Origin of the sequence: Pseudoxanthomonas suwonensis, assembly GCF_010093235.1 — a bacterium.
Lineage (GTDB): Bacteria > Pseudomonadota > Gammaproteobacteria > Xanthomonadales > Xanthomonadaceae > Pseudoxanthomonas > Pseudoxanthomonas suwonensis.
In genome coordinates this window covers 1-14,811 of record NZ_PDWP01000047.1, presented here as the reverse complement: position 1 = coordinate 14,811, position 14,811 = coordinate 1, and the positions used below count along the sequence as shown (strand labels likewise).

Genomic DNA, 14,811 nt, shown 5'->3' with positions numbered 1-14,811 from the left:
GTCCCAGCGGGCACTCGTTGAAGTTCAGCAGCACCGGCGCCGCCGGGGACGCAGCGGCGCCGGTGCTGCTGAACTTCAACGAGTGCCCGCTGGGACCCTGCCCCGCCGCGCAGGAGGCGGTCCGCGCGATCCTGCCGCGCGGCGGCCGTTACCAGTTCGGACTGGTGCCGGAACTGGCCGGCGAGTTCGCCCGCCAGCACGACCTGCCGGTCGACCATGTCGAGGTCTACGCCGGCTCCAGCGATCCGCTGAACCGCGCGGCCCTGGCCTTCACCGGTCCCGGGCGCCCGCTGGTGCTGCCCGATCCGACCTTCGAGGCCGTGGCCGACACCGCCTCCGCGCAGGGCGCGTCCGTGCATCGCGTGCCGTTGCGCGCCGACGGCAGCCACGACGTGCGCGCGATGGCCGCGGACGAACCCGGCGCCGGCCTGGTCTACGTCTGCAATCCGAACAACCCCACCGGCTCGGTGACTGCCCGCGCCGAGCTGGACTGGCTGCTGGCGAACAAGCCGGCCGGCAGCGTGCTGCTGGTGGACGAGGCCTACATCGAATACACGCACGAACGCTCGATGCTGGACCAGGTGCGCGCCGACGCCGAGGTGGTCGTGCTGCGCACCTTCTCCAAGATCTACGGCATGGCCGGCCTGCGCCTGGGCCTGGCCCTGGGCCGTCCCGACCTGCTGGCGAAGCTGGCGGCGTTCGGCAGCAATCCGTTGCCGGTCACCGCCCTGGCCGCCGGCCTGGCCAGCCTGCGCGATCCCGGGCTGGTGCCCGCGCGGCGCCAGGCCAATGCGGCCCTACGCGAGCAGACCATCGCCTGGCTGCAGGCACGCGGCTATCCCTGCCTGCCCTCGCAGGCCAACTGCTTCGTGGTCGATGTCGGCACCGACGGCAAGGAGTTCGCCGCGGCCATGGCCGCCCATGGAGTGGTCATCGGCCGCGCCTGGCCGGTCTGGCCCACCCGCGTGCGGGTGACCGTGGGCACCGCCGGGGAGATGGCGCGCTTCCGCGAGGTGTTTGCTCAGGTCGCCCCGGCACGATCGGCCGCGGCGTAGGCAGCCAGGCGCTGGTCCAGGGTGCCGGCGTGCAGCTCGAACAGGTGCCGGTCCCAGTCGCGGAAGTACAGCGAATCGCCCTCGCCCTCGATCCGTCCACGGCCAGGCAGGATCTCCACGCCCAGGGTCTCCAGGCGCTGGCGGAACAGCGGGATGTCGGCCGCGTCCACGGCAAAGGCCAGGTGGCGGTAGCTGGGTTCGGCCAGCGGCGGCCCCTCCATCGCCACCAGCCACAGGCCACCGAGGACGAAGAACTTCTCGCGCGAGAGTGAATGTTCACGCCCGGCGCTGTCGTACACCTCGCGCGCGCCCAGGCCTTCGCGGAACAGGCGCGAGGTGTGCTCCAGGTCGGAGACCACGAAGGTGGCGTGGCTCAGGCCGGTGATGGCCATGACCGCGCGCCCGCCCGGCTTACCAGCGCGGGGCCTTGGTCAGCGGCGGGGCTTCGTGCTGGCGGTCGTAGGCGCGCAGCTCGTCGCGGATATGGGCGATGCGCTGGCGGCCCAGGGCATTGCGGCTGTCGTCCAGGACCACGCCGTCCAGCAGCTCGGCCATGCGCTGCACGGTCGGCAGCATCTTCTCCCAGGCGTCCAGCGCGGGGACCGGCGCCGGCAAGGTCAGGAAGAACGCGATCGCCGGGGTCTCCAGCTCGCGGATGGTGGCCATGTCGAAGCTGCCGGGCTTGATGATGCTGGCCATGCTGAACACCGGACCGCGGTCCGGATGGCCTTCCAGCAGGCGGTGGAACACGTTCATGTGGCCGAAGACCATGCCGGTCTTCTCCGCGGCCACCACGATGTCCTCGCCGCGCAGCACGCTGCCGGCGCGCGCGGCCACGTATAGCGACACGATCTTGTCGAAGTCCTGGATCTCGCGCTTGCCCAGGGTGCTGGTCGAGGCGGCAGGCGCGGGATCGCCCAGGCCCAGCTCGGGCTGGCTGGCTTCCTCGGCGATGGCCTCGTCGGCCTCGTCCGCACCGGGCAGCTGCGGCTCGCGGCGCGGGGCCGCCGGCGCGGGCGCGGGCGATTCGCGCCGGCGGCCCTGCTGTTCCTTGCGCGGGCGGGTGCCGAAGTACCAGATCGCCAGCATCAGCAGCGCTCCGGCGATGAGGATGCCGATGCGCAGCAGGTCTCTGTCGGTCATGGTTTCAGGTCTCCGCCGTATTCCAGTGGTGGCGCAAGGATGTCACGGCCGCCGCGCGGGAAAAACCCCGGCGCATGGTCCGGCTCAGGCCGCACCGGCAAGGCGCGCGGCCTCCTCCAGGTCCACGCTCACCAGGCGTGACACGCCGGGCTCGCGCATGGTCACGCCGGACAGCTGGTGCGCCGCTTCCATCGTCGCCTTGTTGTGGGTGACGAACAGGAACTGCACCTTCTCGCTCATCTCCTTGACCATCGCCGCCAGGCGGCCGACGTTGGCCTCGTCCAGCGGCGCGTCCACCTCGTCCAGCAGGCAGAACGGAGCCGGGTTGAGCTGGAAGATCGCGAACACCAGGGCCACGGCGGTCATCGCCTTCTCGCCGCCGGACAGCAGCGAGATGTTGGACACGCGCTTGCCCGGCGGACGCGCCATGATCGCCACGCCGGTGTCCAGCAGGTCCTCGCCGGTCAGCTCCAGGTAGGCATGGCCGCCGCCGAACAGGCGCGGATACAGCGCCTGCACGCCGGCGTTGACCCGGTCGAAGGTGTCCTTGAAGCGGCCGCGGGTCTCGCGGTCGATCTTGCGGATCGCCTCTTCCAGGGTTTCCAGCGCCGCGGTGAGGTCGGCGTTCTGCGAATCCAGGTACTGCTTGCGCTGCTCGGCCTCGCCGCATTCCTGGATCGCGGCCAGGTTGACCGGCTCCAGGCGGCGCATGCGCGCCTCGATCTGCGACACCGACTGCTCCCACTCGCGCGGATCGGCCACCTCCGGGAGGGTGTTGAGCACCTCGTCCACGGCCTGGCCATCGGCGGTGATCGCCTCCACCAGCTGCTCGGCCTTCAGCTGCAGCGCCTGCTGCTCCAGCCGGCGCTGGGAGATGCGCTCGCGTTGGGCCAGGGACTGCTCGTCGCGCTGCTGGCGCGACTGCTCGTAGGTGCGCAGCTCGTGGTCGATGGCTTCCAGCACCGTGCGCGCCTCGCCCAGTGCGCGCTCCACGCGCACGCGCTCGGCCAGCGCGGCCTGGTGCTCGGCCTCCAGCGCCTGCACCGGCGAGTCGCCGGTTTCCAGCTGCGAGCTGATCTCGCCCAGGCGCGATTCCAGCTGCGCGCGCTGCGCGGCCATGCGCTGCAGGGCCTGGGTCAGCGAGGCGATCTGGGTGCGCTGCGATTCCAGGCCCAGGGCCAGGGCGTGGGTGGCGTCGCGGCTGGCGCGCGCGGCCTCGCGGGCCAGGTCGCGGGCCTCGGTGCGCTGGCGGCGCTCGGCTTCCAGCGCCTGGCGCTCGGCCTCCAGGTCGCCCATGGAGGTGACCGCTTCCTCGAGCCGGGCGCGCGCCTCGCGGGCCTGCTCGCGGCTGCTTTCCAGCGTCTGCGCCAGCTGCGCGAGCTCGGCCTCGATGCGCTCGATGCGCTGGCGCGCGCTGTCCATCCGGCCCTGCTGGCTCTGCAGCTGGCCGGCCAGTTCGGAGACGGTGCGGTGCGCCAGGTACAGCTGGCGCTGGGCGTCCTCGCGGGCCTGCTCGGTGGCCAGCAGGCGCGCCCGCAGGTCGGCCAGCAGGCCTTCCAGTTCGGCCTCGCGCGCCTGCAGCTCCTCGATGCTGGCGCGCAGGGCCTGGATCTCGCGTTCGCGCAGCAGCGCGCCCTGCTTGGCCGCGCCCTGGCGCGAAACCCGCACCCAGCCCTCGCCCAGGCGTTCACCGGCGCGGGTGATGACCGAATCGCCTTCCGGCAGCTGCGCCACCAGGGCGCGGGCCTGGGCCAGGTCCTCGGCGGCATGCAGGCGCGCCAGCAGCCGGCGGATCGCCAGCGGACCACGCACCTTGGCCGCCAGCGAGGTCGGTGCGAAGCCGGCCTCGCCGTCGCCATCGGCGACCAGGGCGATGCGGCCCTCGCCGAGGTCGGCCAGGGCATCGACCAGCTGTTCCGGGGCGTCGACCAGCACGCCTTCGATCAGCTGCCCCAGGGCGCTCTCGACCGCGTTCTCCCAGCCGTCCTCGACCACCAGGCGCTCGCCGACGCGGGCCGACGAATCCAGCCCGCGGGCCTTGAGCCAGGCCACCGCCGCACCCTGCTCCTGGCCGAGCGCGGCCTGCTGCAGGGTCTCCAGCGAGGACAGTCGGCCGCGCGCGGCCTGGGCCTGCTTGCGCACTTCGGCCAGCTCGGCCTGGGCGGCGCGCTGCTGGTCCTGCACCGCCGACACTTCCTGCTTGCGGGTTTCCAGCAGTTCGTTGAGACCGTCCAGCGCGGCCTTCTGGGTCTCGTGCTCGATCTGCGCCTGCTCGAAGGCCTCGGCCAGCGATTCGACGTCCAGCCCGGCGCGCTCGGCCTGCAGGGCCTCGCGGCGACGCTCGGCCTCCAGCGCCTGGCGGTCCAGGTAGTCGACGCGGGTGCGCTCGACCTCGCCGGCGCGCGACGCCTCGGCGGCCTGGCGGCCGTGGACCTCCCAGCGCTGCTGCCAGTCGGCCAGCGCCGCCTCGGCCTCGCGCAGGGCTTCCTGGCGGAACACGTCGTCCTCGCGCAGCTGCTCCAGGCGCGGCTCGGCCTCCTCGACCGAGGCCTGCAGCGCTTCCAGCTTCTCGCGGTCGCCGCCGATGTGGCGGTCCAGCTCCTCCAGCGCGGTGGCGGCCTCGTCGCGCGCCTGGTTCAGGCGGCTGGCCAGCTCGCGCTGGTGCTGGATCTGCTGCTCGATCCGGGCCAGCACGCCGCCGACCTTGTAGACCTCGGCCTGGGCGGCATTGAGCGCCTCGGCGGCCTCCTCGCGGCGTACGCGGCCGGTCTCGATCTCGCGCTCGGCCTCGCGCTGCCCGGCGATGATCTGCTCCAGCTTCGTCTCTTCCTGGGCCAGCTTCTCGCGCAGGGCCTGCAGCTGCAGGTCCAGCTCGCGGAACTGCAGCGCCTTCCACTGCGCGTCCTTGATCTTCCGTTCCGCGGCCAGGGCCTGGTACTGCTCGGCCTGGCGGGCCTGGCGGCGCAGGTGCTCGAGCTGCTTGTCGACCTCCTCGCGCAGGTCGTTGAGTCGGTCCAGGTTCTCGCGGGTGTGGCGGATGCGGGTCTCGGTCTCCTTGCGCCGCTCCTTGTACTTGGAGATGCCGGCGGCCTCCTCCAGGTAGATGCGCAGGTCCTCGGGCCGGGCCTCGATGATCTGGCTGATCATGCCCTGCTCGATGATCGAGTAGCTGCGCGGCCCCAGGCCGGTGCCGAGGAACAGGTCGGTGATGTCGCGGCGGCGGCACTTGGTGCCGTTGAGGTAGTAGCTGCTCTGGCCGTCGCGGCTGACCGTGCGCTTGACCGAGATCTCGTTGTAGGCGGCGTACTCGCCGGAGATCGTGTGGTCGGAGTTGTCGAAGATCAGCTCGACCGTGGCCTGCGAGACCGGCTTGCGCGCCGAGGAACCGGAGAAGATCACGTCGGTCAGCGAGTCGCCGCGCAGGCGGCTGGCCGAGCTCTCGCCCATCACCCAACGCACCGCGTCGATGATGTTGGACTTGCCGCAGCCGTTGGGCCCCACCACGCCGGTCATGTTGGTGGGCAGGTGCAACGTGGTCGGATCGACGAACGACTTGAATCCGGACAGCTTGATGGTGGACAGACGCATGCGGCGGTCGCTTCCCGTGGCGGCGCCGGGCTGACGGCCTCGGCCCACCGATTGATGTGGTTTATCCGGAACCCCGGCCAAGTGGCTGATCCACAATGGCGGAAACGCCGGGAAACCGGCGCCGGACGGGGCAGTATAGCCGCCGCAGCTGCCATCCCTGCAGGGTCTGGCCGCCGTTTGACCAGGATCAGGGCCCGGACCGCCCCTGCTGCCTAGACTCCGGCCGCAACCCTTGCACGGAGCAGCTCATGCAGTACGACGTCGTGATCGTGGGCGCCGGCCCGGTGGGGCTCAGCCTGGCGCGGGCCGTGGCGCCACTGGGCCTGCGCGTGGCCCTGGTCGAGCGCCAGCCCCGCGCCGCCCTGGCCGAACCGGCCTTCGACGGGCGCGAGATCGCCCTCACCCATGCCTCCATGCGCCTGATGCGCGACCTCGGCATCTGGGAACGGTTGCCGGCCGCGGAGATCCATCCGCTGCGCCAGGCCCGGGTCATGGACCGCGACCTGGACCAGGCCATGGTGGTCGACCCCGACCCCGGCCACGACCGCCTCGGCAACCTCGTGGCCAACCACCTGATCCGCCGCGCGGCATGGGACGCGGTCCAGGACACCGCCGGCATCGACCTGCATGACCAGGCCCGGATCGAGGCCCTGCACGCCGGCCCGGACTCGGCCTGGGTGCAGCTGCAGGACGGGCCGCGCCTGCAGGCCCGGCTGCTGGTGGCCGCCGACAGCCGCTTCTCCGAGGCCCGTCGCGCCCTGGGCATCGATGCCGACCTGCACGACTTCGGCAAGAGCATGCTGGTGTGCCGGATGCGCCACGAACGGCCGCACCACCACGTGGCCTGGGAATGGTTCGGCACCGGCGCCACCCGCGCCCTGCTGCCGCTGGACGAACACCTGGCCTCGGCCGTTCTTACCCTGCCCGGCGAACAGGCCCGCGCCCTGGCGGCGATGGACGAGGCCGCATTCGCGGCCGAGGTCGAGTGCCTGTTCGACGGCCGGCTGGGCCGGATGGAGCTGGCGGGCAGCCGCCACGTCTATCCGCTGGTGGCCACCTGGTCGCGCCGCTTCGTGGGTCCGCGCCTGGCCCTGGCCGGCGACGCCGCGGTGGGCATGCATCCGGTCACCGCGCACGGCTTCAACCTCGGCCTGGCCGGCGTGGAACGCCTGGCCGGAGTGCTGCACGTCGCCGTCCAGCAGGGACGCGACCCGGGCGACCCGGCCCTGCTGGCCGCCTACCAGCGCCGCCACCGCCATGGCTGCTGGCCGCTGTTCCAGGCCACCCGCGCCGTGGTCGGGCTCTATACCGACGACCGCCCGGCGGCGCGCGTGCTGCGCACCGCGACCCTGCGTGCCGGCGCGGCGCTGGCCCCGTTCCGGCGCCTGGTCGCTGCCTCGCTGACCGACGCAGGCCCGGTGGACGCCAGCCCCCTGCAGCGCCTGCGTACCGGCCTGGCCAGGATGCTGCCGGACTGAGGTCTCAGTCCCCGCGCTGGCGGTCGATCCAGGATACGAAACGGTCGACGAAGTCCTCGAGGAACTCGCGGGTGTCCGCCTTGGACACCCGCCCGTCCTCGTCGACCAGGCCATCGCTGAACTGGATGAACGCCTCCGGTTGCGGGAGCACGGCCATGTCCAGGTAGGAAAGGACGTTGCGCAGGTGCTGCTGCGCCAGCGCCGTGCCGATCGCGCCGGGCGAGGCACCGATCACCGCCGCGGGCAGGCCGGCGAAGGCGCTGTCGCCGTACGGACGGGAGCCGAGGTCGATGGCGTTCTTCAGCACGCCCGGGATCGAGCGGTTGTACTCGGGCGTCACGAACAGCACCGCATGGGCGCCACGGACCTGCTGCTTGAGCGCAGTGCCCTCGGCCGGGTAGGCGCCGTCGAAGTCCTGGTTGTAGTGCGGCAGGTTGCCGAGTTCCACGTAATCGAACTGCAGCCGGTCCTCGCCGATCCGCTCCAGCGCACGCGCCAGCTTGCGGTTGATGGAATCCTTGCGGAGGCTGCCGACGAAGACCGCGACCTTGCGACTGTTCATTGCACTGCTCCTGCATGCGGTGGCCCGATGCTAGGAGCGCTGGCGCGTGGCCGGGGTGAAGGCGTCGTGGGACCGGCAGTCCGCTCAGTCGCCCCGGCTGGCGCGCCAGTGCGCCCGCCAGGCCTGGAACGCCAGCACCGTCCAGAGGCGTGACTGCCACTGGCGGCGGCCGCGGTTGAAGGCCTGCCTGGCGGCGTCGACGCGTGCGGCATCCAGCAGGCCGTCGCGGCGCAGGGCAGCCGGCGCCAGCAGGTCGGCCGCCCACTGCGCCAGGTCGCCCCGCAGCCATTCCCCGAGCGGAACCTCGCAACCTTGTCCGGCCTGTTCCACCAATGCATCCGGCAGGTAGCGTCGCAACAGGTATCCGGGCAGGAACCCGCCCGCGCCACCACGGATCTTCATGTGCGTCGGCAGCGACCAGGCGAACTCCGCCACGCGCCAGTCCAGCAGTGGCGTGCGCACGTCCAGGCCGGCCGCCGTGCTGGCGCGATCGATCCCGCACAGCAGGTCGTCCGGCACCCGGGCCATGAAGTCGGCCAGCACCAGCGCGGCGGCGGCGTCGCCCTGCAGCCCAAGCGGGTCGGCCTGGTGATGGATCGTCTGCGGCTCGCGCGCGCCGCGAACCACCGCGCCGGGGTCTTGCCAGTGCGAGACCTGGCGGCGGTAGGTGTCGCCGATGCCACGCGCGCCCGCGCGGGCCAGCAGGGACGCCGGACCCTGGCCACCCGCGCCCGCCAGCCGCCCCAGGCCTCGGCGCAGCGGGAGCGGCAGGGCCCGCGCGATGCGCCAGCTGCGCAGCGCACGCCGGTAACGCTCGTGCCCGAGGAACAGCTCGTCGCCGCCGACGCCGGACAGGGCCACGCCCACCTCCTGCCGCGCCAGCCTGCATGCGACCGCGAATGGAATCCCCGAGACATCGGCGAAGGGCTCGTCGAACATCGCCGGCAATTGCGGCACCAGCTCCAGCGCATCGGAGCCATCCAACCCGAATTCCGTATGCGTCATGCGAAGGCGGCCGGCCATTTCGCGCGCCTGCGCCCCCCCGTCACCAGCACCGTGGAAGCCCAGGCTGAAGCTCCGCACCTGGGCCCCGCCCCGTGCCTGCGCCAGCGCGGCCACGAGCGCCGGGCTGGCACCGCCGCCCAGGAAAACGCCCGCGGGGCCCCCGGCCGCGATCCGCAGCCCGATGGCGTCGCGCAGCAGCGCATCGAGCGCGTCCGCAGCCTCGTCGTCACTTCCGGTGAAGGGCGCCTCGGCGAGGACCTGGCGCATGCGTGCCTGCGGCTCCCACCAGCGCCGCGGGTGGCGGGATGGATCGTGGGCGACCGCCCCGGTGGCCACCGCCGCCGAGTCCAGCCGGATCACGCTGCCGGCCGCCAGCTTGAACGCGCGTTCGTGGATGCAATGCGGAGCCGGGATGTAGCCCAGGCGCAGCAGCAACGCCAGCGCGCCGCGATCCACCCCGTTGTCGAAGCGCGGATGGCGCCACAGCGCCTTCAGCTCCGAGCCGAACACCAGGCAGTCGCCGGCCCAGCCGTAGTACAGCGGCTTCGCGCCGGCCTGGTCGCGGGCCAGCCAGAGGCAGCGTTCGCGACGGTCCCACACGGCCATGGCGAACATGCCGTTGCAGCGCTGCAGGGTTTCCTCGACGCCCCATTCGGCCACCCCGGCCACCAGCACCTCGGCATCGGAATGGCCGCGGAAACGGTGCCCGACCGCGGACAATGCGGCACGCAGCTGGGCATGGTTGTGGAGCACGCCGTCGCAGGCAAGGACATGGCGCCTGTCCGCCGACTGCAATGGCTGGCCGGCGGGCACGGGCTGGCCGGGAACTCCCGACCGCTGGTACGCAAGGGCGATGCCGGCCTGGGCATCGACCCAGGCCGCGTTCTCCGCCGGGCCGCGATGGCGCAGCGCCTCGCCCATCGCCCGCGCCTGCGCCGCCAGCGCGTCACCATGGAGGCGCGGCTGCGCGAGCAGGAGTCCTGCAAGTCCGCCCATCTCAGCCGGCCAGCTCCGCGGCGGCCGCGACGATGTCGTCCTCACCGGGGATGACCAGGAACGCGGCCCCCGCCAGCGGCGTATAGGTGTCGGCACCGACCACGCGACGGAACGGGCGCGCGCCGAAACCACCCTCGATGATCGCCGTGACCACGCCCTCGCCCACTCCGGCGCTGCGCCGTCCCTCGTCCACGACCAGCAGGCGCTTCGCGCTGCGCGCCTGCTCGGAGATGAAGGCCTCGTTGAGCGGCACCAGCCAGCGCAGGTCGACCACCCGCACCTTCCAGCCGCGTTCGGCCTCGATGCGGCACGCGGCGCGCAGGCTCATCGGCACGCCGTTGCCATAGGTGATGATCACCAGGTCGTCGTTGCCTTCGCCATACACCCGGCCCTCGCCCAGCGGCATGGCCCGGCCCTGCCCTGGATACGGGAACAGCCACTGTCCGTCGCCGGCCTCGTGCAGGTCCTTGGTCATGTATAGCGCGATCGGCTCCAGGAACACGGCCACGCGTCCGTCCACCTTCGCCAGCGCGGCCAGGGTGCGCAGCATCTCCACCGCGTCGTCGCCGCGGGAGGGACAGCCGACCACCAGGCCGGGGATGTCGCGCAGCGCGGTGATCGAGTTGTCGTTGTGGAAGTGGCCGCCGAAGCCGCGCTGGTAGCCCAGGCCGGCGATGCGCACCAGCATGGGATTGCGGTACTGGTCGTTGCTGAAGAACTGCAGCGAGCAGGCCTCGCCGCGGACCTGGTCGCAGGCGTTGTGGAAGTACGCCAGGTACTGGATCTCGGGGATCGGCAGCATGCCCATGTTGGCGTAGCCCTGGGCCAGGCCGAGGATCATGGTCTCGTCCAGCAGGGTGTTGAACACGCGCGCACCCTTGAACGCCTTGTGCAGGCCCCTGGTCACCGTGTACACGCCGCCCTTCTGCGCCACGTCCTCGCCGAACAGCAGGGTCTGCGGGTACTTGGCCATCAGCTCGTGCAGGGCCTGGTTGATCTGGATGGCCAGGTGGCGCGGGGCCTGCTTCTCCGGCAGTTTGTCCTCGCCGCCGTACGCGGCGATGCGCGACGCTTCCGGCGCGGGGCGCGCGGCCTCGGCGGCCACGGCGTCGGGCGTGTACGGCGCCAGCGGCGCGATGACCTCGGCGAGGCTGGACAGCTTCGGCCGGCGGTCGGCTTCTTCCGCCGCGGCGAAGCAGCGGCGACGGGGGGCCTCGTACAGCTCCAGCAGCTCGTCCTTCGTGTACAGGCCCGACTCCAGCGCGATCGCCGCGCTGCGCAGCAGCGGGTCGGTCGCCTCGACCGCGCACAGCTCCTCGATGCTGCGCCACTCGATCTCGAAGTCGGTGCCGGCGTGGCCCATGATCCGGGTCGTGCGCAGGTGCAGGAAAGTCGGACGCCGGGTGCGCCGGCAGTGCTCCACGGCCGCCTGCACCTGGCCGTAGCCGTTGGCCAGGTCCAGGCCGTCGGCATGGAAATAGTCCAGCCCCGGCATGTTGCGGAAGCGGTTGCCGATCCAGCCGTCCGGGGTCTTCACCGAGATGCCGATGCCGTTGTCCTCGCATACGAACAGCACCGGCGCCGGCAGCTTCTGGTAGGCGGTCCAGGCCGCGGCGTTGAACGCGGTCTGGGCAGTGGCGTGGTTGGCCGAGGCGTCGCCGAAGGAACAGATGGCGATGCTGTCATCCGGCACCGGCAGCGCATGGCCGATACGCCGCGCCTGCTCGATCGCCACCGCCGTGCCCAGCGCCTTGGGCAGGTGCGAAGCGATGGTCGAGGTCTGCGGCAGCACCCACAGCGGCTTGCTGCCCCACACCTTGTGGCGGCCGCCGGAGGCCGGATCCTCGGCGCTGGCGGCGAAGCTGAGCGCCGAATCCATCACCGGATCCATGCCCGGCAGCTTGCGGAAGCGCTCGGCCATGAAGCCGCCGCTGCGGTAGTGCAGGAAGGCCGGATCGGTATGGCGGGGCAGCCGCGCGACCATCGCGTTGCCTTCGTGGCCGCTGCTGCCGATGGTGTAGAAGACCTTGTTCTGCACGCGCAGCACGCGCGCCATCAGGTCCAGGTGGCGGCTGATGAGCTGCGACTCCAGCAGCTCGCGGAAGCCACGCGCGTCCAGCACGCTGCCCGGCAGCACCGGCTCGGCGTCGCGCGGACGCGACCCTGGCGTGCCGTCCCAGGCGCACACCGCCTCGGTGAAGTTGCGGTCGCAGATCTCGGCGCGGTTGATGCCCTTCTTCCAGGCGGGGATGGCGGCTGCGTTCATGCGTGGGATTGCCCGGTGGTCCTGCAGGAGCGGCTGGCCGCCCCGGAATCGTGGATGTGGTTGATGGCGGTGGAGTCCATGGGATTCATGCCCGCGCGCGCGTCGCGCGCCACTCGGCACGCGTCTGGCCCCAGACCTCCGCCGTTGCCCCGCTCGGGGGCGGCAGCCGGTCCATGCGCAGGTAGCGCGAGCCGAGCCGGGCCGCGACGGCCTTGGACCTGTCGTTCTCCGCGGCGATGGTGTGGATCACCTCGTCCCACCCCAGGGTGTCGAAAGCCCAGTCGATGCACGCCGTGGCCGCCTCGGTCGCATAGCCCCTGCCCCAGCGGCTGCGCACGATGCTCCAGCCCACTTCCGGACCCGGCCAGCCTTCCGGCTGCCACGGCCCGACCCGGCCGATCCACTGGCCGCTGGCCTTCTCGATCACCGAGAACATGGCGTCCCCCTGCAGGTGCCAGCTGCCGACCATCGCCGCCACCCCGCGCCAGGCCACCGGCCTGGGCTGCAGCCCGCCGATATGGCGCGTGGCCTCCTCGTCGGCCATGAACGTGGCCCAGGCCTCGAAGTCCTCCCGGCGCGGCACGCGCAGCAGCAGGCGGGGGGGTTCCAGTTGCAGTCGGGCAAGGGCCATCGGCAGGCTCCAATGTGATCGGGGGAATGGCGATCGGCCGCAGCCAGGGTCTCAGCTCGCACGGGAACGTGCCTGCCACTGCGCGCGGGTCTGGCCCCAGACATCGATCCGCGCCCCTGCGAACGGCTCGGGCAACTGTCCCGGGCCGAGGTTGCGCGAGCCCAGGCGCCGGGCCACCCGCTGCGATGCATGGTTGTCCGGCGCGATGCAATGGATGACATCGTTCCAGCCAAGTTCGGTGAATGCCCAGTCCATGGCCGCGGCCGCCGCTTCGGTGGCGTAGCCGTGGCCCCAGGCCTGGGGATGGAAGCTCCAGCCGATCTCGTTGCCGGGCCAGCCCTCGGGCCGCCACGGCCCGGTCTGGCCCAGCCACAGGCCGGAGGACTTCTCGATGACCGAGAACATGCCGAAACCCTGCACCCACCAGGCACCGGGCATCTGCAGGACCCTGCGCCATGCGGCCGCGCGCGGCTCGCGGCCGCCGATGAAACGGCAGGCCTCGGCATCGTCCAGCAGTTGGGCGTAGCGATCGAAGTCGCAGGCCTGCGGCGGCCGCAGGACCAGCCGCCCGGTTTCGATGACGGGGCCCGGCGGCATCGCCGTCAGAACGCGTTGATGCCGGTCAGCTCGCGTCCGATCACCAGCTGGTGCACGGTCTCGGTGCCCTCGTAGGTGATCACCGATTCCAGGTTCAGGGCGTGGCGGATGGCCGCGTGCTCGGTGGTGATTCCGGCGCCGCCGAGCAGGTCGCGGCATTCGCGGGCGATGTCGATGGCCATGCGGCAGTTGTTCCACTTGGCCAGCGAGACCTGCTGCGGCTGCATCGCGCCCGCGTCCTTCAGGCGCCCCAGCTGCAGCACCAGCAGCTGTGCCAGGGTGATGCGGCGGGCCATGTCGGCCAGCTTGATCTGCGCGCTCTGGGTGGCGGCCACCGGGCGGCCGAACAGGATCCGCTCCTTGGAGTAGTTGAGCGCCTCGTCCAGGCAGGCGATGGCGGCGCCGACCGGGCCCCAGGTGATGCCGTAGCGGGCCTGGGTCAGGCAGCCCAGCGGTCCCTTGAGGCCCTTGACGTTGGGCAGGCGCGAGGAATCGGGCACGCGCACGTTGTCGAAGAACAGCGAGGAGGTCACCGAGGCGCGCAGCGACATCTTGTGCTTGATCTCCTGGGCGGTGAAGCCGGGCGTGCCCTTCTCCACGATGAAGCCCTGGATGCCCTCGTCGGTCTGCGCCCAGACGATGGCGATATCGGCCAGGTTGCCGTTGGTGATCCACATCTTGGAACCGTTGATCACCCAGTCGCCGCCGTCCTTCTTCGCATGGGTCTTCATGTTGGCCGGGTCCGAGCCGCCGTGCGGCTCGGTCAGGCCGAAGCAGCCGATCACCTCGCCGGCGGCCATGCGCGGCAGCCACTGCCGGCGCTGCTCCTCCGAGCCGTAGGCGTAGATCGGATACATGCACAGCGAGGACTGCACGCTGACGAAGCTGCGCAGGCCGCTGTCGCCGCGCTCCAGTTCCTGGCAGATCAGGCCGTAGCTGACCGCGTTGAGGCCGGCGCAACCGTATTCCTCGGGAAGCGAGGAACCGAGCAGGCCCAGCGAGGCGATCTCCGGCACCAGCTCCTTCGGGAAGCGGCCCTGGTCGAAGCAGTCGCCGATGATCGGCAGCACCCGCTCGTCGGTGAACCGGGCCACCGCCTCCTGCACGGCGCGCTCCTCCTCGCTGAGCATGGAACGCACGTCGTACAGGTCGTAAGCGGGAAGGGCCATGGCGGGTACCGTTGTTGAGGATGGTTGCGATTGTATCTAGCCGTCCCGCGCCCCGGGCAATGCGCGACGCAAAAAAAAAAGGTTCTTCACCCAACTAAGGGGAGAGAGGCACACGGCCGACCCGGCAGACTTGCTGGTGTCGAAGCAACAAACTGGGGCCGGCCGTGGCCGAGTTGGATTGTATGTCTCCGCTGGGAGGCTGGGCGGGATATGGCGTAAGCCGCTGGCATCGCGAGCCGCGCGGCGGCCAACGCTGGCTGGTGATCGAGCTTGATCCGCAGGAGGGCGTGCGGCGTTGCTGCAGCGGCTGCGGCCAGCCCG

Annotated in this window: 11 protein-coding genes; 2 read left to right on the top strand and 9 right to left on the bottom strand. The window is 71.6% G+C overall.

Features of this window, described 5'->3' with window-relative positions:
• A partial coding sequence (locus tag CSC68_RS15395; protein ID WP_162204480.1) for a pyridoxal phosphate-dependent aminotransferase occupies positions 1-1,055 on the top strand: 1,055 nt, incomplete at its 5' end.
• Here CSC68_RS15395 and fosX read toward each other — a convergent pair.
• From fosX to smc, 3 genes are all read right to left on the bottom strand, one after another.
• Positions 1,022-1,447, bottom strand: coding sequence for a FosX/FosE/FosI family fosfomycin resistance hydrolase (gene fosX, locus CSC68_RS15390; protein ID WP_281353888.1), 426 nt, complete (start codon positions 1,445-1,447; stop codon positions 1,022-1,024). The genes CSC68_RS15395 and fosX overlap by 34 nt on opposite strands.
• A 19-nt stretch (positions 1,448-1,466) precedes the next feature.
• Positions 1,467-2,198, bottom strand: a complete 732-nt coding sequence (gene zipA / locus CSC68_RS15385; protein ID WP_162204479.1) for a cell division protein ZipA — start codon at positions 2,196-2,198, stop codon at positions 1,467-1,469.
• Between the two features lie 84 nt (positions 2,199-2,282).
• Positions 2,283-5,786, bottom strand: a complete 3,504-nt coding sequence (gene smc / locus CSC68_RS15380) for a chromosome segregation protein SMC (RefSeq protein WP_162204478.1) — start codon at positions 5,784-5,786, stop codon at positions 2,283-2,285.
• Between the two features lie 248 nt (positions 5,787-6,034).
• On the opposite strand from smc, the gene ubiM reads away from it, so the two are divergent.
• Positions 6,035-7,264 carry a 5-demethoxyubiquinol-8 5-hydroxylase UbiM gene (gene ubiM, locus CSC68_RS15375; RefSeq protein ID WP_162204477.1) on the top strand — a complete coding sequence of 410 codons (1,230 nt, stop codon included), beginning with the start codon at positions 6,035-6,037 and terminating at the stop codon, positions 7,262-7,264.
• A 4-nt stretch (positions 7,265-7,268) separates the two neighbouring features.
• On the opposite strand, the gene CSC68_RS15370 is transcribed toward ubiM, so the two are convergent.
• From CSC68_RS15370 to CSC68_RS15345, 6 genes are all read right to left on the bottom strand, one after another.
• Positions 7,269-7,826, bottom strand: a complete 558-nt coding sequence (locus tag CSC68_RS15370) for an NADPH-dependent FMN reductase (protein ID WP_162204476.1) — start codon at positions 7,824-7,826, stop codon at positions 7,269-7,271.
• 84 nt (positions 7,827-7,910) lie between these two features.
• Positions 7,911-9,827, bottom strand: a complete 1,917-nt coding sequence (gene asnB, locus CSC68_RS15365) for an asparagine synthase (glutamine-hydrolyzing) (protein ID WP_162204475.1) — start codon at positions 9,825-9,827, stop codon at positions 7,911-7,913.
• Position 9,828: 1 nt separating this feature from the next.
• Positions 9,829-12,093 (bottom strand): thiamine pyrophosphate-dependent enzyme, encoded by a 2,265-nt coding sequence (locus CSC68_RS15360; RefSeq protein ID WP_162204474.1) that lies wholly within the window; start codon positions 12,091-12,093, stop codon positions 9,829-9,831.
• An 85-nt stretch (positions 12,094-12,178) separates the two neighbouring features.
• A complete protein-coding gene (locus tag CSC68_RS15355; protein WP_162204473.1) occupies positions 12,179-12,724 on the bottom strand; it encodes a GNAT family N-acetyltransferase in 546 nt (181 codons plus the stop codon).
• A 51-nt stretch (positions 12,725-12,775) separates the two neighbouring features.
• The gene (locus CSC68_RS15350) at positions 12,776-13,321 is read right to left on the bottom strand and encodes a GNAT family N-acetyltransferase (protein ID WP_162204472.1); all 546 of its coding nucleotides are present in this window, start codon (positions 13,319-13,321) and stop codon (positions 12,776-12,778) included.
• Between the two features lie 5 nt (positions 13,322-13,326).
• A complete protein-coding gene (locus tag CSC68_RS15345) occupies positions 13,327-14,490 on the bottom strand; it encodes an acyl-CoA dehydrogenase family protein (protein WP_162204471.1) in 1,164 nt (387 codons plus the stop codon).
• Between the last annotated feature and the right edge of the window lie 321 nt (positions 14,491-14,811).